20 protein-coding genes are annotated in these 21,135 nt (G+C 36.1%); 14 read left to right on the top strand and 6 right to left on the bottom strand.

Annotated elements, in window-relative coordinates:
• Positions 1–30 precede the first annotated feature (30 nt).
• From H8S01_RS03055 to H8S01_RS03040, 4 genes are all read left to right on the top strand, one after another.
• Entirely contained in the window at positions 31–705 is a 675-nt protein-coding gene (locus H8S01_RS03055) for a response regulator transcription factor (protein ID WP_021866232.1), read from the top strand.
• Positions 702–1,754, top strand: a complete 1,053-nt coding sequence (locus H8S01_RS03050; RefSeq protein ID WP_186836139.1) for a sensor histidine kinase — start codon at positions 702–704, stop codon at positions 1,752–1,754. Before H8S01_RS03055 ends, H8S01_RS03050 begins: the two co-directional genes overlap by 4 nt.
• 97 nt (positions 1,755–1,851) lie before the next feature.
• Positions 1,852–2,619: an ABC transporter ATP-binding protein gene (locus tag H8S01_RS03045; RefSeq protein ID WP_021866234.1), complete on the top strand. Its 768-nt coding sequence runs from the start codon at positions 1,852–1,854 to the stop codon at positions 2,617–2,619.
• On the top strand, positions 2,609–4,687 hold the full coding sequence (locus H8S01_RS03040; RefSeq protein ID WP_186836138.1) for an ABC transporter permease: 2,079 nt from the start codon (positions 2,609–2,611) through the stop codon (positions 4,685–4,687). The genes H8S01_RS03045 and H8S01_RS03040 overlap by 11 nt, the downstream gene beginning before the upstream one ends.
• 48 nt (positions 4,688–4,735) lie before the next feature.
• On the opposite strand, the gene H8S01_RS03035 is transcribed toward H8S01_RS03040, so the two are convergent.
• Genes H8S01_RS03035 through H8S01_RS03025 form a run of 3 tightly spaced genes read right to left on the bottom strand, consistent with a single transcriptional unit; the run spans position 4,736 to position 7,125 of the window.
• The gene (locus tag H8S01_RS03035; protein ID WP_186836137.1) at positions 4,736–4,945 is read right to left on the bottom strand and encodes a hypothetical protein; all 210 of its coding nucleotides are present in this window, start codon (positions 4,943–4,945) and stop codon (positions 4,736–4,738) included.
• A gap of 12 nt (positions 4,946–4,957) precedes the next feature.
• Complete coding sequence (gene gltS, locus H8S01_RS03030) at positions 4,958–6,145, bottom strand: sodium/glutamate symporter (RefSeq protein WP_186836136.1); 1,188 nt, start codon at positions 6,143–6,145, stop codon at positions 4,958–4,960.
• A 14-nt stretch (positions 6,146–6,159) separates the two neighbouring features.
• The gene (locus H8S01_RS03025; RefSeq protein ID WP_186836135.1) at positions 6,160–7,125 is read right to left on the bottom strand and encodes a TAXI family TRAP transporter solute-binding subunit; all 966 of its coding nucleotides are present in this window, start codon (positions 7,123–7,125) and stop codon (positions 6,160–6,162) included.
• A 228-nt stretch (positions 7,126–7,353) separates the two neighbouring features.
• On the opposite strand from H8S01_RS03025, the gene asd reads away from it, so the two are divergent.
• The 10 genes from asd to H8S01_RS02975 all read left to right on the top strand — a co-directional run bounded on the left by asd (position 7,354) and on the right by H8S01_RS02975 (position 18,640).
• On the top strand, positions 7,354–8,442 hold the full coding sequence (gene asd / locus H8S01_RS03020) for an aspartate-semialdehyde dehydrogenase (protein WP_021866239.1): 1,089 nt from the start codon (positions 7,354–7,356) through the stop codon (positions 8,440–8,442).
• A gap of 192 nt (positions 8,443–8,634) precedes the next feature.
• Positions 8,635–9,234, top strand: coding sequence for a 5'-deoxynucleotidase (gene yfbR, locus H8S01_RS03015; RefSeq protein ID WP_021866240.1), 600 nt, complete (start codon positions 8,635–8,637; stop codon positions 9,232–9,234).
• Between the two features lie 3 nt (positions 9,235–9,237).
• Positions 9,238–11,241 (top strand): DNA topoisomerase, encoded by a 2,004-nt coding sequence (locus H8S01_RS03010; RefSeq protein WP_186836134.1) that lies wholly within the window; start codon positions 9,238–9,240, stop codon positions 11,239–11,241.
• 47 nt (positions 11,242–11,288) lie between these two features.
• Positions 11,289–13,109: a glutamine--fructose-6-phosphate transaminase (isomerizing) gene (glmS, locus tag H8S01_RS03005; RefSeq protein ID WP_186836133.1), complete on the top strand. Its 1,821-nt coding sequence runs from the start codon at positions 11,289–11,291 to the stop codon at positions 13,107–13,109.
• A 44-nt stretch (positions 13,110–13,153) separates the two neighbouring features.
• Positions 13,154–13,828 (top strand): UDP-N-acetylglucosamine pyrophosphorylase, encoded by a 675-nt coding sequence (locus tag H8S01_RS03000; RefSeq protein WP_186836132.1) that lies wholly within the window; start codon positions 13,154–13,156, stop codon positions 13,826–13,828.
• A gap of 139 nt (positions 13,829–13,967) precedes the next feature.
• Complete coding sequence (locus H8S01_RS02995; protein WP_186836131.1) at positions 13,968–14,672, top strand: iron-sulfur cluster assembly scaffold protein; 705 nt, start codon at positions 13,968–13,970, stop codon at positions 14,670–14,672.
• Positions 14,673–14,687: 15 nt separating this feature from the next.
• Positions 14,688–15,698, top strand: a complete 1,011-nt coding sequence (locus H8S01_RS02990) for a GGGtGRT protein (protein ID WP_186836130.1) — start codon at positions 14,688–14,690, stop codon at positions 15,696–15,698.
• Positions 15,699–16,300: 602 nt separating this feature from the next.
• Complete coding sequence (locus H8S01_RS02985; protein WP_186836129.1) at positions 16,301–16,594, top strand: hypothetical protein; 294 nt, start codon at positions 16,301–16,303, stop codon at positions 16,592–16,594.
• Between the two features lie 147 nt (positions 16,595–16,741).
• A complete protein-coding gene (locus tag H8S01_RS02980) occupies positions 16,742–17,287 on the top strand; it encodes an ECF transporter S component (RefSeq protein ID WP_186836128.1) in 546 nt (181 codons plus the stop codon).
• 201 nt (positions 17,288–17,488) lie between these two features.
• The gene (locus H8S01_RS02975; protein ID WP_186836127.1) at positions 17,489–18,640 is read left to right on the top strand and encodes a hypothetical protein; all 1,152 of its coding nucleotides are present in this window, start codon (positions 17,489–17,491) and stop codon (positions 18,638–18,640) included.
• Positions 18,641–18,741: 101 nt separating this feature from the next.
• Here H8S01_RS02975 and H8S01_RS02970 read toward each other — a convergent pair whose 3' ends face one another.
• The 3 genes from H8S01_RS02970 to H8S01_RS02960 form a co-directional block, all read right to left on the bottom strand.
• Positions 18,742–19,974, bottom strand: coding sequence for a flagellin (locus H8S01_RS02970; protein WP_186836126.1), 1,233 nt, complete (start codon positions 19,972–19,974; stop codon positions 18,742–18,744).
• A gap of 143 nt (positions 19,975–20,117) precedes the next feature.
• Positions 20,118–20,399 carry a carbon storage regulator gene (locus H8S01_RS02965; RefSeq protein WP_021865794.1) on the bottom strand — a complete coding sequence of 94 codons (282 nt, stop codon included), beginning with the start codon at positions 20,397–20,399 and terminating at the stop codon, positions 20,118–20,120.
• 136 nt (positions 20,400–20,535) lie between these two features.
• On the bottom strand, positions 20,536–21,114 hold the full coding sequence (locus H8S01_RS02960) for a tyrosine-type recombinase/integrase (RefSeq protein ID WP_186836125.1): 579 nt from the start codon (positions 21,112–21,114) through the stop codon (positions 20,536–20,538).
• Positions 21,115–21,135 lie beyond the last annotated feature (21 nt).

Here is a 21,135-nt window from a genome sequence, read left to right as displayed (position 1 = left end):
GGATAAATATTAATATCAGGAGGAAGAGTGATGAAAAAGATTCTTATAGTGGAAGATGACAAAGATATAAGTATAGAATTAAAAGCATTACTTGAAAATTCAGGGTATGAGGCATCAATTCTTACTGATTTTAAAAATGCAAGTGATGAGATATTAAGAAATGAGCCTGATTTGGTGCTTCTTGATATTAATATCCCTTATATGAACGGAGAGATGTTGTTAAGAGATTTGAGACAAAAGACAGATGTTCCGGTTATTATGGTTACAAGCAGGGATTCAGAGGCGGACGAGGTATTATCAATGAGTTATGGAGCAGACGATTACATTACAAAGCCGTATAATCCTACAATATTGTTGTTAAGAATTAATGCTTTGTTAAAAAGAGCAGCGGCATCGTCAGCAAATAACAGCACATTTTACAGGGGAATGGAAATTCTGCCTCAGAAAGGTGTTATAAAATATAATGACGGAAGAGACGAGATGCTTCTTACCAAAAATGAAATGACAATATTTATGTGTCTGTTGGCAAAGAAAGACAGAATAGTATCGAGAGATGAACTTATGACTGAACTGTGGAATAATGAAGAATATTTAAACGATAACGCACTGACTGTTAATATAAGCAGATTAAGGGCAAGATTTAAAGATATAGGCATAGAAGATGTTATTGAGACAAGAAAAGGTCAGGGATATATATTGGTATGAAATTTGGAAAGTATCTGAAAGACAGGCTGTATTCAGTTATTATTTATATATTTGTTATTATTGCGGTTATATTGCTTATGACTGCGTTTAAGTCGCAGATTGAGTTGAAAATAACGGTTGGAATTATAATTACATTATTGTGGATATCGGAAATTTTCATAGATTTTTTTAGAAAGAAAAGATATTTTGATGAGTTTGTAAATAATACGCAGAATCTTGAACAGAAATATCTAGTTATGGAAACGCTCAGTGAGCCGTCGTTTTATGAGGGTAAAATTATATACGATGTGATAAGCGATATAGATAAATCGATGGTGGAAAATGTTAAAAAATATTGTCATGCTACACAGGATTTCAAAGAATATGTTGAGATGTGGATACATGAAATAAAGCTTCCGATAGCATCAATGACTTTGATTCTGCATAATTATAAAGAAAAATATCCTGATGTGACAGAAAGAATGACACATCACGTAAACAGAGTGAATAATTATCTTGAACAGATTCTGTATTATGTGAGAAGTGAAAATGCACAGAAAGATTACATTATAAGCGACTGTCGTCTTTCCAAGCTGATTGCGGCCGTGGCGGTAAAAAATAAAGACGATATTCTTGAAAATAATATTGATTTTCAGGTTGAAAATGCAGATGCTGACGTATGCACCGATTCAAAATGGCTTGAATTTATACTTAATCAGATAATAAGCAACAGCATAAAATACCGTGACGAAAAGAAAACGGACGGCAGCGTAATAAAAATATATGTCATAAAAAATGATAAATCGACAGTACTTAATATTTATGATAACGGAATAGGAATACCGGCGGCCGATTTGCCAAGAGTGTTTGACAAATCATTTACGGGAGAAAATGGACATGCCTACTCAAAAGCTACCGGAATGGGAATGTATATAGTAAAGAATCTTTGTGAAAAACTGGGACACAAAATAACAATCGAATCTGTAAAAGGTGAGTATACGCTTGTAAGTATTGAGTTTTTTAAAAATGATTTTTATAAAGAGACATTAGTATTACGCAATATTATGTAATGTTACAAAATTGTAATGTTGTGTAATATTAGTCGAACGACCGAATTAATAAAAAGTGGTAAAACATAATTAATCTAAATGAAAGGACAGATTATTTATGGAAACGATACTTAGAATTGACAATATTGAAAAGTATTATGGAAACAAATCGAGCCTGACAAAAGCGATTGACAATATTTCTTTTGAGGTAGAAAAAGGCGAATTTGTATCTATAATGGGAGCGAGTGGCTCTGGAAAGACCACGCTGCTTAATTGTATCTCTACACTTGATAAAGTTACGTCCGGCAGAATATTTGTTGGCGGATATGATATTACGGGATTAAAGGGAAATAAGTTAAACAAGTTCCGAAGAGAGGAGCTGGGATTTATTTTTCAGGATTTCAATCTGCTTGATACACTTACAGCATATGAAAATATTGCACTGGCACTTTCTATTCAGAATGTAAAAGCCGGTGAAATTGACAGACGTGTGAAAAAAGTTGCAAATGAACTTGGAATTTATGAAGTGTTAAATAAATATCCGTATCAGATGTCAGGTGGACAGAAGCAGAGAGTTGCAAGTGCTAGAGCGATTATCACTAATCCAAAGCTGATTCTTGCTGATGAACCTACAGGAGCACTCGATTCAAAATCTTCAAGAATGTTACTTGAAAGTTTTAACTATCTTAATGCAGAACTGGAAGCAACAATACTTATGGTTACACATGATGCGTTTACTGCAAGTTATGCAGACAGGGTAATATTTATCAAGGACGGCAAAATTTTTAACGAGATTAATAAAGGCGACAATACCCGTAAAGAATTTTTTGATAAAATTATTGATGTTGTAACACTGCTCGGAGGAGATTTGAACAATGCTCTTTAAAATTTCTGTAAAAAACATCAGAAAGAGTTTTAAAGATTATGCCGTTTATTTCTTTACTCTTATACTTGGTGTTGCGGTATTTTATGTATTTAATGCGATTGACAGTCAGACAGTAATGCTTGATGTCAGGAAGAACGTTTATGACATAATAAAGCTTATGAACGAGATGCTTAGTGGTGTGAGCGTATTTGTGTCATGTGTTTTGGGCTTCTTGATTATTTATGCGAGCAGATTTCTTATCAAAAGAAGAAATAAGGAATTTGGAATTTATCTTACGCTTGGAATGAGCAAGAGAAAAATATCAGCAATTTTGTTTTTTGAAACATTATTAATCGGCATTGTTTCACTTGTTGTGGGACTTCTTCTCGGAACAGTTTTATCACAATTTATGAGTATCCTTGTGGCAAATCTTTTTGATGCGGATATGACAAAATTCAAGTTTACATTTTCGTCAAAAGCATGTGTGAAAACACTCTTATATTTCACAATTATGTATTTGCTTGTAATGGTATTTAATGTTGTGAATATAAGCAGATGCAAGCTGATAGACCTTCTTAACGCAGGAAAAAAGACAGAGAAAGTCAAAATGAAAAATCCTGTTATATGCACAATCGTATTTGTAATCGGAGTGGGAATTCTTTCGTATGCGTATTGGATGGTAACTGCCGGATTTTCAAATATGGATATGGCGGATAAGATAATTATTCCTATTGCTATGGGCTGTGTTGCTACATTTTTGATATTCTGGTCGCTGTCGGGACTTCTTATAAAAATATTTACAAGTATTAAGAGTGTATATTACAAGGGCGTGAACAGCTTTGTGTTAAGACAGTTTTGCAGCAAGATTAATACAACGGTATTTTCAACAACGATTATATGTTTAATGCTTTTTATCACAATAAGTGTTTTGTCGGCTGCTTTGTCAATGAAAAATTCAATGTCTTCGGATTTTAAAAAAATGTGTCCTGTAGATATTCAGTTTACAAAAATCAGCTATGAAGCGTTAAAAGAGGCTTATGCGACAGCGGATAAGGATAGTGATGATTATGAAAAGACAACAAAAATCCTTGAGGATTCAAAGCTTAGTATAAGTGATACGCTTAAAAATAACGGCTTTGACGTTGATGAGTATTTAAAAAATATGACAGAATACAGTGTTTATCAGACCGGGCTTGAAGAAATGGATACATTGGGAATTCTGGCAGATGAAATTTGTGAAAAATATCCGATGGTTTCATTTTTGTCATCTGTCAATTTTATGAAATTAAGCGATTATAATAAAATTGCAACGCTTTACGGTAATGAAACTTATTCGCTTGGTGACAATGAATATTTAATTGTTGCCAATTTTAAAACAGTGGCAGATATAAGAAATATGGCATTAAAGGCAGGTACAAAGATTGATATAAACGGGAAAACATATTCTCCGAAATATCAGGAATGTAAGGATGGATTTATTGAACTTGCTTCGCAGCATATAAATGATGGAATTTTTATCGTACCCGATGACGCATTGACAGACTCCCAGCTATATAAATGCGGAATGACAGCGGATTATAAGGCTGATTCAAAAGAAGAAAAATATGATATAGAAAATAAACTTGATGATATATCGAAAAATATTTTTAATCAGACGAGTTATCTTTCATATAATTCAAAAATTGATTTGGCAGAGGCGAGTGTAGGGCTTGGTGCACTGGTAACATTTATCGCATTGTATCTTGGAATTATATTCCTTATAAGCAGTGCAGCAATACTTGCTTTAAAAGAATTATCTGACAGTGCGGATAATAGGGAAAGATATGGAATGATTAGGAAAATCGGTGTTGATGAGAAAATGATTAACATGGCGTTATTTAAGCAGATTGGAATATTTTTTGCTTTTCCGTTGCTTCTTGCAATAATTCATTCTGTATTCGGAATTAAATTCATTAATTTGATTCTTCAGACAATGGGTATGAGTTCAATGCTTGCGTCGGTTGGTATAACATTTGTATTTCTAGTTGTTATTTACGGAGGATATTTTATTATCACATATCTTTGCAGTAAAAGTATTATAAGACCATAATAATAAAAAATAAGCCGGGCAGTATAAGCTGTCCGGCTTAAAGTATTTTTATTGTTTGTGTCTGTGGATATGAATTTCCGGAATTGCCATATTTTCATACTGGGTGTCTATGTGTTTACTGTCTGAATCCTGAGTGTCTTCATTGGCAGGGGGGTCATTTTTCTTTTTACCTGTATGAATTTCCGGAATTGCCAGATTATCATAAGTCAAATCATAGTCGCTTTTTTTTTCAGAATGTTTTTTACCAAACTTAAACATAATATACCTCCATTATAAAAAGTTAATGAAAAATGTAATTACTAAGCTGTTAATAAAATCTGCAAAAAGGCTTCCGATAAGAGGAATAAGAAGATAAGCCTTTACAGAAGGTGCATACTTATCACATATTGCCTGCATATTTGCCATGGCATTAGGTGTCGCACCCATACCAAAACCGCACGTTCCCGCCACAAGAACTGCTGCGTCATAATTTCTTCCCATAATATTAAATTCGATAAAATATGTAAAAATACACATAAACAATGCCTGTGAAGAAAGCAGTATTATGAGAGGAAGAGCGAGTGATGCAAGTTCCCACAGTTTTAAAGTTATCATTGCCATACCGAGGAAAAGTGAGAGTGAAATACCACCAAGGTCATTAATTTCACCCATGTGTATTGTACCTTTTCCGGAGTATTCTGATATATTTCGTATAAGTGCTGCTGCAATCATTGCTCCGATATATATTGGAAATGTAAGTCCGGTCTTTGTAAGCATCCATGAAAAAATTGTTCCGAGACCAATTGCAAGTATAAGCTGGAATACAGCTGAGGCATACATGCTTGTGTGACGCTCATGTTTCTTTTCATCTTCAACAAGAAGGCTGTCATCTTCAGGAACTACTGTTGATAAAAGATTTCTTTTTTCAATGAGGAGTTTTCCCAAAGGACCGCCGATAAGGCTTCCTGCGATAAGACCGAATGTTGCTGCAGCTGTACTTATTGTTGTTGCTCCGTTTACATTAAAATCTTCAAGTACGGGACCGAAAGCACCTGCCGTACCGTGACCGCCAACCATTGAGATTGAACCTGTACACATACCTATAAGCGGGTTGATGTGCATGAGCCTGGAAAGACCTACAGCCAGGAAATTCTGTGCTATTATTAATGTAATTACAAGTCCTAAAAATACAGCCATTGATTTGCCGCCGCTTTTTAAGACTTTAAGATTTGCCTGAAATCCTACGGACGTGAAAAATAAAACCATACAGACTTCACGAAGTGTGTTATCGAATGTAAATTCAATAATTCCCGTTACATGGCATATGCAAGTAAATATTGCGAATAAAAGACCGCCGATTACAGGTGCGGGAATACAGAATTTTTCAAGAAAATATATTCTTTTTTTCAAAAAACTTCCAAATAAAAGAACCAGAACAGCCACAGCGACTGTCTGATACATATCTAAAGATAAAAGCATGTGAGTCCTCCTGACTATTCTGTTATAACATCAATTCCGTGTTCGGAATAATACGCTGCCGCACCCGCATGGAAGGGGATTGTTATTCCTTCTGCTGCGTTACGGATATTAAGGTTGAGGTCAACAGAAGTCGCATATTGCAGCTGTTTTGAATTGTCAAAAAGTGATGATGTTATCTGTTTAACCGTATCCTTCGAAAGACTGTCGGACGCAAGAAGCACTGATTTGACGCCGAGTGTTTTTACCGATTCAGTTTGTCCGTTGTATGTATACGCGGGAATTATATATTTTGAATAAAAAGGACATGCGGCTTTTAATTTGTCCATGCAGTTATCGTCAATATTTAAAAGACGTACATCACATTCTTTTGAAAGCTCTTCAATTACGGTTGTTTTAATTCCTGCCGTGATAAAAAGAGCGTCGATTTTTCCTGCGGTAAATTCCTGTGCAGCATCACTGTAATCAAGGTTGACGGTCTTGATTATCTCGTCGGTAAGACCGCTGTATTTAAGAATCTGCTTTGCGTTGCTCTCGGAACCTGATTCCTCGGAGCCGATGTTTACAGTTTTTCCCTGCAAATCATTAAGGGAATAGATGTCAGAATCCTCTTTTACAACAATCTGGCATGCCTCTGTATAAAGCGTTGCGATTGCTTTGTAACCCTGATATTTTTTTTCGTCTGATGGTCCGTTGCCATTGTAGGCACTGTCAGCAATATCCATCTGTGCAATTCCTAAGTCAATATATCTGCCTGACAAAAGACGAATATTGGCAGCCGAACCTGCCGTGTTTTTCAGTTCTATTTTTGAGGCGGTGTTATCCTGGTTGAATATACCGGCAAACGCACCGGAAAATGAATAATAAATTCCGCCTATGTCGCCGGCACCCATGCGTATGTTTTTATTTGCTGAGCCACAGCCGCCAAGTACAGTCATAAGCACAAGCGGAATACACAGCAGAATACTTAATTTTTTATTCATACGTTTAATTCCTTTCACTTTCTTTGTAATATATTTTACATTAATTCATAAAAGTTGACAAGAAAACACGGAGAAATTAAATTTCTTAATAAAATTTTAATAATAGGGTTGCATTATCTTATAACTTATGATAGTATCATCTAAGTGCAAAATACAAATGTCCGTCACAGAAAGACAGAATAAAAGATTTGCAAAAAGAAAAAGAAGATAAAAAGGGAGATATTTAACATGAGTGATAAGTTGAGAGTTGGTATACTTGGTGGTACAGGTATGGTTGGACAGCGTTTTATAACATTGCTTGAAAACCACCCTTGGTTTGAAGTTGTGCTTGTTGCGGCAAGCGGACGTTCAGCAGGCAAGCTTTATGAAGAAGCTGTAGACGGACGTTGGAAGATGGCAGTAGCTATGCCTGAATATGTTAAGAAGATGACAGTTTACGATATGGATAAGGATTTCGATGAAATCGTATCAAAGGTGGATTTCGTATTCTGTGCTGTAAATATGCCTAAGGATGAGATTAAGGCTCTTGAGGAAAGATATGCAAAGGCAGAAGTTCCTGTTGTTTCTAATAACAGTGCTAACCGTTGGACACCTGATGTTCCTATGGTTGTACCTGAAATCAATCCTGAACATCTTGAAGTTATCGAGTCACAGAAGAAGAGACTCGGAACAACAAGAGGTTTTATCTGTGTAAAGCCTAACTGTTCAATTCAGAGCTACACACCTGCATTAAACGCACTTAAAGAATTCGAGCCTAAGCTTGTAGTTGCTACAACATACCAGGCTATCTCAGGTGCAGGCAAGACATTCAAAGAATGGCCTGAAATGGTTGAAAATATCATCCCATACATTGGCGGTGAGGAAGAAAAGAGTGAGAAAGAGCCATTAAGACTCTGGGGTAAAGTTGAGAATGGACAGATTGTTCCGGCAACAGAACCTGTTATTACATGCCAGTGTATTAGAGTTCCTGTTCTTGACGGACATACAGCAGCTGTATTTGTGAACTTTGAAAAGAAGCCTACAAAAGAGCAGATTATTGAAAAATGGAGAAATTTCAAGGGACTTCCACAGGAACTTGAACTTCCAAGTGCTCCAAAGCAGTTCATCCAGTATATTGAAGAAGACAACCGTCCTCAGGTTAAGCTTGATGTTAATTATGAAAATGGTATGGGAATTTCACTTGGCCGTTTAAGAGAAGATAGCGTATTTGATTACAAATTCGTAGGTCTTTCTCATAATACATTAAGAGGTGCAGCAGGCGGTGCCGTTCTTATCGCTGAACTCTTAAAGGCTCAGGGTTACATCACAAAGAAGTAATTAATAATATAAAATGTTTAATAAAGAAAACGGTGACTCCGGTAAGGGGTCACCATTTTTGTTGTGATAACGAAAAAATTATGCACATGTGTGGTATCTCTGTTATGGACAAAAGTTTATTTTTACTGTATGATATTTCACACAGATAACAGGTGAAATAATAGGGAATTGCAGCCCGGTTAGGAGAATATAGTGGAAAATAATCAGTTTTATGCGATGCTGTCAAGAATGAAATATGTGAACAGATGGGGAACCATGCGTAACACAAGCAATGAAAATATTTGCGAGCACAGTCTTAATGTTGCATTCATAGCACATGCACTTGGTATTATAAATAATGAAGAATTTAACGGAAATATAGATGCACAAAGACTTGCTGTTCTTGGTATGTACCATGATGTTACAGAGATTATAACAGGAGACCTGCCTACGCCGGTAAAATATTACAGTCCTGTGATAAGAGAGGCATATGCTGATGTTGAGCGTGTTGCAAAAGACGAGCTTTTGAGTGGAATACCTGAGAAAATGAGAAAATATTATGACAGTGTTCTTCTTGAAACAGAAGAGGAAAATGAATTGTGGAAATATGTTAAGGCGGCTGACAAATTATCTGCACTTATCAAGTGTCTTGAGGAAGAACAGATGGGTAACAGTGATTTTGCCGATGCAAAACTTACGATAGAAGAATATCTTAAAAATATGAATATGAAGGAAGTTGATTTCTTTATGGAAAAGTTCCTTCCTGCGTACAGTATGACGCTTGATGAATCAGTTACAAGGTTAGAAGGTTAATTTATGGGAAAATCAGTATTTATAGCGGAGAAGCCGAGCGTAGCACAGGAATTCGGCAAGGCACTGCATGAAAATTTCACGAGAAGAGACGGTTTTTTGGAATCCGACAATTATATTGTAACATGGTGTGTCGGACATCTTGTAACAATGAGTTATCCTGAAAAATATGATGAAAAATTGAAAAGATGGAGCTTTGATACACTGCCGTTTCTTCCGGAAAAATTTCTCTACGAAGTAATTCCTTCGGTTGAAAAACAGTTCAATATTGTAAAGGGAGTGCTTAACAGGGAAGATGTTGAGACTATCTATGTCTGTACCGATTCGGGACGTGAGGGAGAGTATATTTACAGGCTTGTTGAACAGATGGCGGGCGTGCACGATAAAAAAGAAAAACGTGTATGGATAGACTCGCAGACAGAAGAAGAAATATTAAAAGGAATAAGAACGGCAAAAGATTTGTCGGAATATAATAATCTGAGCGATGCTGCTTATCTTAGGGCAAAAGAAGATTATCTCATGGGAATTAATTTTTCGAGAGTGCTTACATTAAAATATGGCAGAAATATTTCTAACTATCTCAAAACTGACAGGACAGTTGTTTCTGTAGGACGTGTAATGACATGTGTTCTTGGAATGATTGTAAGACGTGAAAGAGAGATTCGTGCATTTGTAAAAACTCCGTTTTTCCGTGTTATAACAAAAGCACAGATAGCCGAGTCATCATTTGAGGCAGAATGGCGTGTGACTGAGAAGAGCAGATACTATCAGACACCGTATTTATATAAGGAAAATGGTTTTAAAGAAAGAAAGTATGCAGAGGAACTTGCAGCCTTTCTTAGTGAACCTCTTCCGGCAGAAGGAACTGTTGAGAGCATAGAACGTAAAAAGGAGACAAAGAATCCTCCGCTTTTATATAATCTTGCCGAAATCCAGAATGAGTGTTCAAAGCTTTTTAAAATTAGTCCGGACCAGACACTCAATATAATTCAGGAACTTTATGAAAAGAAGCTTGTTACATATCCAAGAACAGATGCCAGAGTTTTATCAAGTGCGGTCTGTAAAGAGATAAGCAAAAATATCTCCGGACTTATAAATTATGAGCCGGTAAAAGTATTTGCACAGGATATAATTTCAGGTGAAAAATTTAAAGGAATTGAAAAAACACGTTACTGTGACGATAAAAAAATAACGGACCATTATGCGATAATACCGACAGGACAGGGACTTGGTGCATTGAAGAGTCTTTCACAGACTGCTGCAAGAACGTATGAGATTATAGTGAGAAGATTTCTTAGCATATTTTATCCGGCAGCTGTATACAGCAGGGTTTCGCTTGCACTTGAATGTAAAAATGAGCGTTTTAACGCATCATTTAAAGTTCTTGTAGATGAGGGGTATCTTAAAGTGGCAAAAAATTCATTTGCAAAAGCATCAAAACAGGATGATCCGGATGGCAACGGCACAGATGACGGCAAGGCTGACGAGGCTTTACTTGAGGCATTGAAAAAGTGCAGAAAAAATGATAAACTCAGTCTTGTAGGTTTTGATATAAAAGAAGGTGAGACATCACCGCCTAAGCGGTATAATTCCGGTTCTATCATTCTTGCAATGGAAAATGCAGGACAGCTTATAGAGGATGAGGAATTGAGAGCACAGATAAAAGGTTCCGGTATAGGAACGAGTGCAACGCGTGCAGAGATTTTAAAGAAACTTAATAATATAGGATATATTTCAACTAATAAGAAAACACAGATAATAACGCCTACACAGCTGGGAGAGATTATATATGAAGTTGTTGAAAAGTCTATAGTTCATCTTCTAAATCCTGAACTTACAGCGAGCTGGGAAAAAGGTCTTAATTATGTAGCTGAAGGTTCCATTACATCTGATGAGTATCTTCAAAAACTTGAAGGTTTTGTAAGAAGACGTACAGTTGCGGTTATGAGGCTTAATAACCAGTCACAGCTTGTTGGAAGATTTAATGAAATTTCTAAAAATTATAAATAGAGTGTATTTTCAGTAAATAATATTGTATACACGGAAAAGGAGTATTTATGTGCGGTATTGTTGGTTACATCGGAGACAGGGATTGTGCTGATGTTTTAGTAAATTCGCTTGAAAAACTTGAATACAGAGGCTATGACTCAGCAGGAATCGCTGTTCTTGAAAATGGTGTGATTAAGGTTGAAAAGTGCAAGGGAAGACTTGAAAATCTTAGAAACAAGATGGCAGCAGACGGAAAGCCTTATGGTCATGTAGGTATTGGTCATACACGTTGGGCAACACATGGAGAACCATCTGATATTAATTCACATCCACATGGTAATAAACGTGTAACTATTGTACATAACGGAATTATAGAAAATTACAGACAGATAAAGGAATTTCTTATATCTGAGGGATACAGTTTTGTAAGTGAGACTGATACCGAAACAGTTGCAAAGCTTCTTGATTATTATTATACGGGAGACCCTGTTGATACAATTATCAAGGTGCTTGCAGAAATTAAAGGTTCATATGCACTTGGCATAATGTTCAGGGATTTTCCTGACAGAATATTTGCAGTAAGAAAAGATAGTCCTCTTATAGTTGGAAAAGGTGAGCATGAAAACTTTATTGCATCAGATGTTCCGGCTATTATGCAGTATACAAGGGATTATTATCTGCTTGATACTAATGATATTGCTGTTTTGACAAAAGAAAATATTGAGTTTTTTAACATCCATAAAGAAAGACTTGAAAAGAAGCTTAATACTGCTGATTGGGATGTTGATGCTGCCGAAAAAGGCGGATATGAGCATTTTATGTTAAAAGAAATTAATGAACAGCCTACAGCAGTAAAGACAACAATAACACCAAGAATCACGGATTCAATGCCGGATTTTTCCGCAGAAGGATTTGATGCGGCTAAGTTAAGTTCATATAATAAAATATATATTGTTGCATGTGGAACTGCTATGCATGCAGGAATGGTTGGAAAGTATGTTATTGAAAAGCTGGCACGAATACCTGTTATAGTGGATATTGCGTCTGAATTCAGATACAGGGACCCTCTTATTGACAAGGAAGATTTAGTAATATTGATTTCACAGTCAGGAGAAACTGCTGATACAAAGGCAGCACTTGAACTTGCAAAATTAAATGGTGCCGATACACTCGCAATTGTTAATGTAAAAGGTTCATCAATTGCAAGAGCCGCTGATATGGTAGTATATACACATGCCGGTCCTGAAATTTCGGTTGCATCTACAAAGGCATATATGGTTCAGATTTCAGTTATGTATCTTCTTGCATTTGAACTTGCATACGGAACAGGAAGGATTTCTAAAGAACAGTGTGAGAAATATACAAAAGAACTTCAAAATATTCCTTCGGTTATCAAAGAGGCAATAGGTCTTGAAAAAGACTGTCAGTTTATTGCTTCAAAGCTTCTTAATGCAGACAGCCTTCTTTATATAGGAAGAGGTCTTGATTATGCATCAAGCATGGAAGGTTCATTAAAGTTAAAAGAGATTTCTTATATTCATTCTGAATCATATGCTGCCGGTGAATTAAAGCACGGCACAATTTCGCTTATAACTGAAAACATGCCTGTAATTGCGGTTGTTACACAAAAAGACCTTGAAGAAAAAACAATAAGCAATATTAAGGAAGTCAAGGCAAGAGGTGCTATGGTTATTCTTGTCTGCGGCGAAGATGTAGTTGTTGAAGATAAAGTTGCAGATTATATAATCAGGCTTCCAAAAGCAGAACAGATGTTAATGCCAATGGTTGCAGCTGTTCCGCTTCAGCTTATAGCATATTACACAGCTGTTCTTAAAGGAAATGATGTTGATAAGCCGAGAAATCTGGCAAAATCAGTAACGGTTGAATAGGCAGTATAAAATAAATCTGGTGGTAGTGTGAGGAATTATATATTATGAATGACAGTATAAAAATAAGTGAGCTTTTTGATTTGAACGAGACAATTGCAGCAGATATTTTTGACGGATGTACATTTCCGTGGGAAGTTTTATCAAAGATAGGCGATTTTATCGTAAAACTTGGAAATATACTTCCTGAATCAGAATATGAAAAAAGAGGAGAAAATGTATGGGTCGCCAAAAGTGCAAAAGTATTTGATTCGGCATATATCAACGGACCATGCATAATAGGAAAGGATGCAGAAGTACGTCACTGTGCATTTATACGTGGAAATGCAATTGTAGGCGAGGGTGCAGTTGTAGGTAATTCTACAGAACTTAAAAATGTAATTTTGTTTAACAAAGTTCAGGTGCCGCATTATAATTATGTGGGAGATTCAATATTGGGATTCAGGGCACATATGGGTGCAGGTTCGATAACATCTAATGTGAAATCTGATAAAAAGCTTATTGTAATTAAAGGACCGGACGGGAATGTTGAGACAGGAATTAAGAAAATAGGAGCATTTCTTGGAGATAATGTTGAGGTTGGATGTGGAAGTGTTCTTAACCCAGGTACGATAGTCGGAAGAGAATCTAATATTTATCCGCTTTCAAGTGTGCGTGGATGTGTTCCTGCTAAAAGTATTTATAAAAATAAAAATGAAATTGTAGAAAAGAATAATGATTAAATTGTTTCAAAGAAACATGAAATTAATGTAAAAATACGTAAAGGTCGTTGACTATTCGGAAGGTTTGTGAGAAAATAATCAAAGTACGGATAGAGAAGTACATAAAGAAGAACCTTTAGATTACGAAAGGAGTATGAAAATGATTTATACACAGGAAGTAGAAAACATGTGTCCAGTAGCACAGGGCGTTCATCATGGTGCCGCTCCAGTTCCTACAGAGGGAAAATGGGTACAGAATAAGGAAGTTAAGGATATTTCAGGCTTTACACATGGTGTGGGCTGGTGTGCTCCACAGCAGGGTGCCTGCAAACTTACATTAAATGTTAAGGAAGGTATTATTCAGGAAGCATTAGTTGAGACAATCGGATGTTCAGGCATGACACATTCAGCAGCTATGGCATCAGAAATTTTACCAGGTTTAACAGTTATGGAAGCATTAAATACAGACCTTGTCTGTGATGCTATCAATACAGCTATGAGAGAGCTTTTCTTACAGATTGTATACGGAAGAACTCAGAGTGCATTCTCAGAAGACGGTCTTGCAGTTGGTGCAGGTCTTGAAGATCTTGGTAAGGGACTTCGTTCACAGGTTGGTACTATGTATGGTACACTTGCAAAAGGTCCTCGTTATCTTGAGATGGCAGAAGGTTATGTAACAGGTATCGCTCTTGACAAGGATAACCAGATTATTGGTTACAAGTTTGTAAACCTTGGTAAGATGACAGATTTCATCAAGAAGGGTGACGATGCTAACACAGCTTATGAAAAGGCTTGTGGACAGTACGGCAGAGTTGCTGATGCTGTTAAGATTATCGATCCAAGAACAGACGAAGAAGTAAAGTAAGGAGGAGATACGACAATGGCTTTATTTGAATCATATGAAAGAAGAATAGATAAAATTAATTCAGTATTAAACAGCTATGGCATTTCTTCAATCGAAGAAGCAGAGAAGATTACAAAGGATGCTGGATTAGACGTATATAACATGGTAAAGGGAATTCAGCCAATCTGTTTTGAGAACGCTTGCTGGGCTTATACTGTAGGTGCTGCAATCGCAATCAAGAAGGGTGCAAGAAAGGCTTCAGAAGCCGCTGCAGCTCTTGGTGAAGGTCTTCAGGCTTTCTGTATTCCAGGTTCAGTTGCTGATCAGCGTAAGGTTGGTTTAGGTCATGGTAACCTTGGTAAGATGCTTCTTGAGGAAGATACAGAATGCTTCGCATTCCTTGCAGGTCATGAGTCATTCGCAGCTGCTGAGGGTGCTATCGGTATCGCAGAAAAGGCTAACAAGGTACGTAAAAAACCATTAAGAGTTATCTTAAATGGTCTTGGTAAAGATGCAGCTAAGATTATCTCAAGAATTAACGGATTTACATTCGTTGAGACAGAGATGGATTACAAGACAGGTGAAGTTAAGGAAATCGAAAGAATTGCTTACTCAGATGGTCTTCGTTCAAAGGTAAACTGCTACGGTGCTAATGATGTAACAGAAGGTGTTGCTATCATGTGGAAAGAAAATGTTGATATCTCTATCACAGGTAACTCAACAAACCCTACAAGATTCCAGCATCCAGTTGCAGGTACATATAAGAAGGAAAGACTTGAAGCAGGCAAGAAGTATTTCTCAGTTGCTTCAGGCGGTGGTACAGGTCGTACACTTCATCCAGATAACATGGCAGCAGGTCCTGCTTCTTATGGTATGACAGATACTATGGGACGTATGCACTCAGATGCTCAGTTCGCTGGTTCTTCTTCAGTTCCTGCTCATGTTGAGATGATGGGACTTATCGGCATGGGTAATAACCCAATGGTTGGTGCTACAGTAGCAGTTGCAGTTGCGATTCAGGAAGCAGCTGACAACGGCAAGTTCTAATTGTAAAAGTTTAAAAACATGCATAAAAGCCGCAGTTCCGAGGGATTGCGGCTTTTTTATACATGTATAGGTTGATACGCAATGTCAAAAAAATAAAAGGTTCGAAGACCACATGGTTTGTCAGAGTGGCAACGTACATGAAAGGTTCGAAGACCACATGGTTTGTCAGAGTGGCAACGTACATGAAAGGGGCAATGCATATATTATGCTGTTTAAATTAGGAATATATTTTATTGCAATAGGAATTGTAAAATTTATCATATATTTTATTAAAAAGATGGGAATAAAAAATGCCGAAAGGTAATCGGTCAGTACAGACAAGGCAAGTGAAAAGTACAAGTAAGTCAGACTGCTGCAATTTCTGAATTGATGAGAGAATTCATAGAAAAACATAAATAATTTTAAGTCCGTTACTTTTTGAGTAGCGGATTTTTTAATAAAGACTATTGATATATTGTGAATTGTATGCAGGTAAAATGGATTATGGTATACCTGTAGATTATATAGTTGATATAAAGATTGTTAAATTACAGTAAAAGTTATAATAAAGGAAAAATAAAAGATTAAGTTGGTTTCTATAAATTTAAAGGGAGATATTAATAATGATGGGGTTAAAAACACAAGAATCGAAAGAGTTTGTTGCATTTTTTAAAATTGTTCAGGCGGAGGCATTGAAAGAAAATAAAATCTTTTTTTTAGATGCCGGAGATGGGAGAGATATAAATCTTCCTGGAATATCAGGGGAAGATTTAATGGGATGGCTAATTCCTATCGATATGGCTGACGATTTCAAAAAATATTGGCTGTTAGATGATGTAAATGATGATTGGAGCGATTATTTTATGTTTGCAATTTGGGAAAACGATGAAGATGAAATAAAAATAAGATTTGAATGATGAAATTATATGCTTGTATAAATCAAAATTTATTAAAAAAATAAATTGTCAAACTGGCATTATCAAATTGTTTTAAAATGGCAATATACACATGTCACATATTCTGTTATTCTCAATAAAAGTTTATTTAAAGACAAGGAGAGAATTATGGAATTACAACAGACAGAAGTGAAAAATGGAAAAGAAGGATTGCATATTAATGTTGCTCAGATGTGTGTTACAGCTGTATTAATGGCATTGACATGTGTTGCAACAATGGTGGTTCAGATTCCAATACCACTTGGATATGCACATCTTGGTGACAGTGTTATTTTAATCAGTTCTTATTTTTTCGGACCGGTTGTCGGAGCATTAGCCGGGGGAATCGGTTCAGCTATGGCGGATATTTTGACAGGCTATGCAATATGGGCGTTACCTACACTTTTAATTAAGACTATTATGCCGGTTATTGCATGTGCATTTTTCAAAAATAATGTACAGAGGTGCAAGGTATTTTCTATAAGAGGAATTGCAGGTGCTGTTGTTACACTATTATTTATGACTGCAGGATATGTTTTCTTTGGCGGAATTTTATATGGAAGTGCTGCGGCAGGAATTGCATCGGCACCTGGACTGCTCCTTAAATCAGTTGTGAATCTTGCAGTATATCTTTTTGTTGCATTTGGAATTTCCAAAGTTAAAAAATTTAATTAAATAATAAACAATATTATTAATATAAAATAGCTTGTATACTCATAATATATATGATATAAATATACTATGAGTATGCATATTTATTATTAGGAAAGGAAAAAGCATCGATGTAAATGGTTTTTATTGAAAGATAAACAAAAAGAAACAAATTCTTATAACAACATTAAAGTTGTTAGTCATGACGCTTTGCCAAATTATGAAATGGCATTGCAGTCTCTTAGAGATAACTCATCTAGCAGATTAATGTATGAGTATCTTATGTCTGATGAAGAGTGGTATGAACATTTTGTTGGTTTTCTTGCCGGTAAAAAGACGTTGCCGCTTTTATATGATCCATTTTTTAAAATGATATTTAATCCAATTGAAGAAAGGACTAGGCTTTCTGAACTTGTAAGCTGTATTCTTGGACAGCATGTAACAGTGATTGAAGTATTTCCAAATGCAAATTCAGCATTTTTGAATTCTTTTGTAATAATGGATATGGTTGTAAGACTTGATGACGGAAGTATTACTAATATTGAGATACAAAAGGTTCCGTATGACTTTCCGGCGGCAAGAATTACATGTTATTCGGCTGACCTTGTTTTAAGACAGTTCAGAATGTTGCAGGGTATGACAAAGAAAAATGAAAATGATGAGTATATGGAAAAATTATCAAAAAAAAGGTCATATGCTAATATGAAGAAAGTACATACTATTATATTTTTTGAGAAAAGCAGTAAGTCACTTAAAAGCCACATAGACAAAAGGTTATATTTTCATGTTGGAAGGATAAAGTTTAACACGAATATCAAAATGAAGCTTTTGCAGGAATATCACTTAATTAGCCTTGACACGTTCAAAAAATACAGATATTCTGACATTATAGAAGGGCGTATAGATTCAGTCGATTTTGACTGTGATGACTCACAGTATGAAATTGGATTGACAGAAAAAATGAGGACTGACAGGTTAAAGTATCTTTCACTTTTTTGTGCTGAAACACCAGATGAGATTAACAGACTTGTGTCGTTTTTTCCGGATTTATATGCTATACGCCAGAAAATAAATGAATATCTGACACGACCCGAGGAGGTGCTGAACATGTTTTCAGAAGCGTTAAGAATATTGGATAATAATACAGCAGAACTTATGGCAGACAGGTATAAAGCTGAATTAGAGGTGGCGAATAAGAAGGCGGAGAGATGGAAAGCAGAAGCAGAGAAAAGAAGTACAGAAGCGGAGGCAAGAAGAGCAGAAGCAGAGCAAGGAAGAGCAGAAGCAGAGCAAGGAAGAGCACAAGCAGAAGCAAGAATAAAAGAACTTGAGGCCCAGCTTAAAGAACTTGAGCTTCAGTATGAAAAATTGAAATAATAAGCATAAAAATATCCCCATACCAGACATGCATGGAATTGTCCGGTATGGGGATTGATTTAAGAAAAAATTCTTAAATTGTATTAATCAGATAATGCTGATTACTGGAGAAGTGAAAGAACACCCTGGTTAGACTGATTAGCCTGTGCAAGCATAGACTGACCTGCCTGAGCAAGAATATTGTTCTTGCTGTAATTAACCATTTCCTGAGCCATATCTGTATCACGGATACGAGATTCAGCAGATGTTGTATTCTCAACAACATTGTCTAAGTTGGCAATTGTGTGCTCAAGTCTGTTCTGTGCGGCACCGAGTGTTGAACGCTGTGAAGATACCTTCTGAACAGCTTCTGCAATACGGTCAATAGCGGCAGTAGCATCATCTTCTGTATCTACTTTAAGACCATAAACACCAATTCCTTTTGCACTCATAGATTCAATTTTAACAGCAATCTTATTGTCATCAGCAGAATCTGCACCTACATGAAGGTTGAATGAGATAGAACCATTAACTTCATAACCTTTTGTGAAATTTTTAGCAGCATCTTTTTCTATTTCCATATTGGTTGGAGGTGTTGCATTTTTACCAGCAAGTCCCGCATTACTTGTATAATAATTGTCTGCTGCAGTACCATCTGCATTTTTTGAATCCTGAATATTCTGGGCAGATACTTCTTTACCATTTTTATCATATAATTTTGTTACATACGCATAATCTTTACCTTTAACGGCAATCTTATCAGCTGTCTGTGGATTATTAGCTTTATTATATGCAGCTGTATAGAGCTTTTTGCCATCTTTAATAGCTTTTTCTAAATCTTCCGCAGTAGTGATTTCTGTATCTGAGCCTTCTGCATATATACCACCTGTAACATTATATTTTGATTCCATGAAATAAGCTGTATCTGTCTTTGTGGCATCACCCTTTAAAAGATATGTTTCATTGAACTTTGTTGTCTCAGAAACTCTGTCGATTTCAGATGTAAGCTGGTCGATTTCGTCCTGAATAGCCTTACGGTCTGTCTGTGAGTTAGTACCGTTAGAAGACTGAACTGCAAGTTCGTTCATTCTCTGAAGCATTGAGTGAACTTCTGTTAAAGCACCTTCAGCTGTCTGAACAGCAGAAACACCATCCTGAGCGTTAGAAGAAGCCTGTGTAAGACCCTTAATCTGCTTTCTCATCTTTTCTGAAATAGAAAGACCAGCTGCGTCATCTGCTGCACGGTTAATTTTATAACCAGAAGATAACTTCTCTGTTGACTTTGACTGTGCTGATGTTGTTAAATTAAGCATTCTGTTAGCATTCATTGCTGATAAATTGTGTTGTACTACCATAGTGTGTACCTCCGTGTTTAATAAAATTTTATTTTCAGGGACTCCGTTCCCTGAATTTGAACCCTGCCACCTGTTACATAAGTGCTATGCAAAATGATGTGGCAGATATATAATAGACAGTGTTACCATGCCAACACCGAATATTATCTGTTGCGGTTGTCTTTATCCTCTTTGATAAGACGGCGGATTTTTGTGAGTGTTTCCGGTGAGAGATTTGATTCAGCGTAGTAGGGCGATATGAAACGTGAATTTTCGCCATCGTTTGCGGCACTGTTTTTCGCCAATACTTTGCTTCGTACAATATTAAGTTCCCGTGGAGCATCTATGAGTAGATGTATGTTTCCGTTGGAACCGCCGGAATATACGACACGGATGTCTTTTCCAATGTCGATAAACTCACCCGGTTTGATTGTGAGCTTTAACAAATTAACCTCCTTGTCTATGCAACAAACTGTTTTAAAATGTTGCATCCCTTATTTGATTACATAACATATATCGTCCAACATTTTAAATACTTTAGTATAAATATTAATTTAATTTATTATTTTCTTTTAATAAATATTATAAGTTCACATTAAGAAACACTGAATCCTTATCATCCTGCTTTATTCCCAGATAACGCTTCGTTATCTCATATGATGAATGATTGTATATATCCATAAGAACTGCCGGCGGCGTTCCGTATTTCCACGCATAATAACCAAATGTTTTTCTCATAGAATGGCAGCTTATTCCATTTTCCAGATTAAGTTCTCCCGCCGCATGCTTGATAATCCGGAATGCCTGGGAACGGCTCAGATGTCCACCATTATTTTTTCCTTTAAAAATATAATCCTCACCGGAAATCTTTTTCAGGAACTTCATGTATTCCTGCAAACCATTTCTTGCATTTTCATTTATCGCAATCCATGTTTCCTTGCCTGTCTTTTTCTCGTAAGTAATAAGATGTTTCTTGAAATTTTCATCCTTGAAATTGTATACATCCTTCCACTTTAATTCCAATAAATCACTTATCCTTAGTGCTGAATTAACCCCAAGACAAATCAAAACATAATTTCTCATGTTTGGCTCATCTTTCAGATAAAACTCCCTAAGTGCTGTTAAATCCTGCGTGTCTCTTATTGGTTGCGATGTACTCATATGTTTACCTCCCTTGAATCA

Origin of the sequence: Lachnospira hominis (ex Liu et al. 2021), from assembly GCF_014287955.1 — a bacterium.
GTDB lineage: Bacteria > Bacillota > Clostridia > Lachnospirales > Lachnospiraceae > Lachnospira > Lachnospira hominis.
Note: the sequence above shows the minus strand (reverse complement) of the source record. Positions and strands in the feature narration are given on the sequence as shown.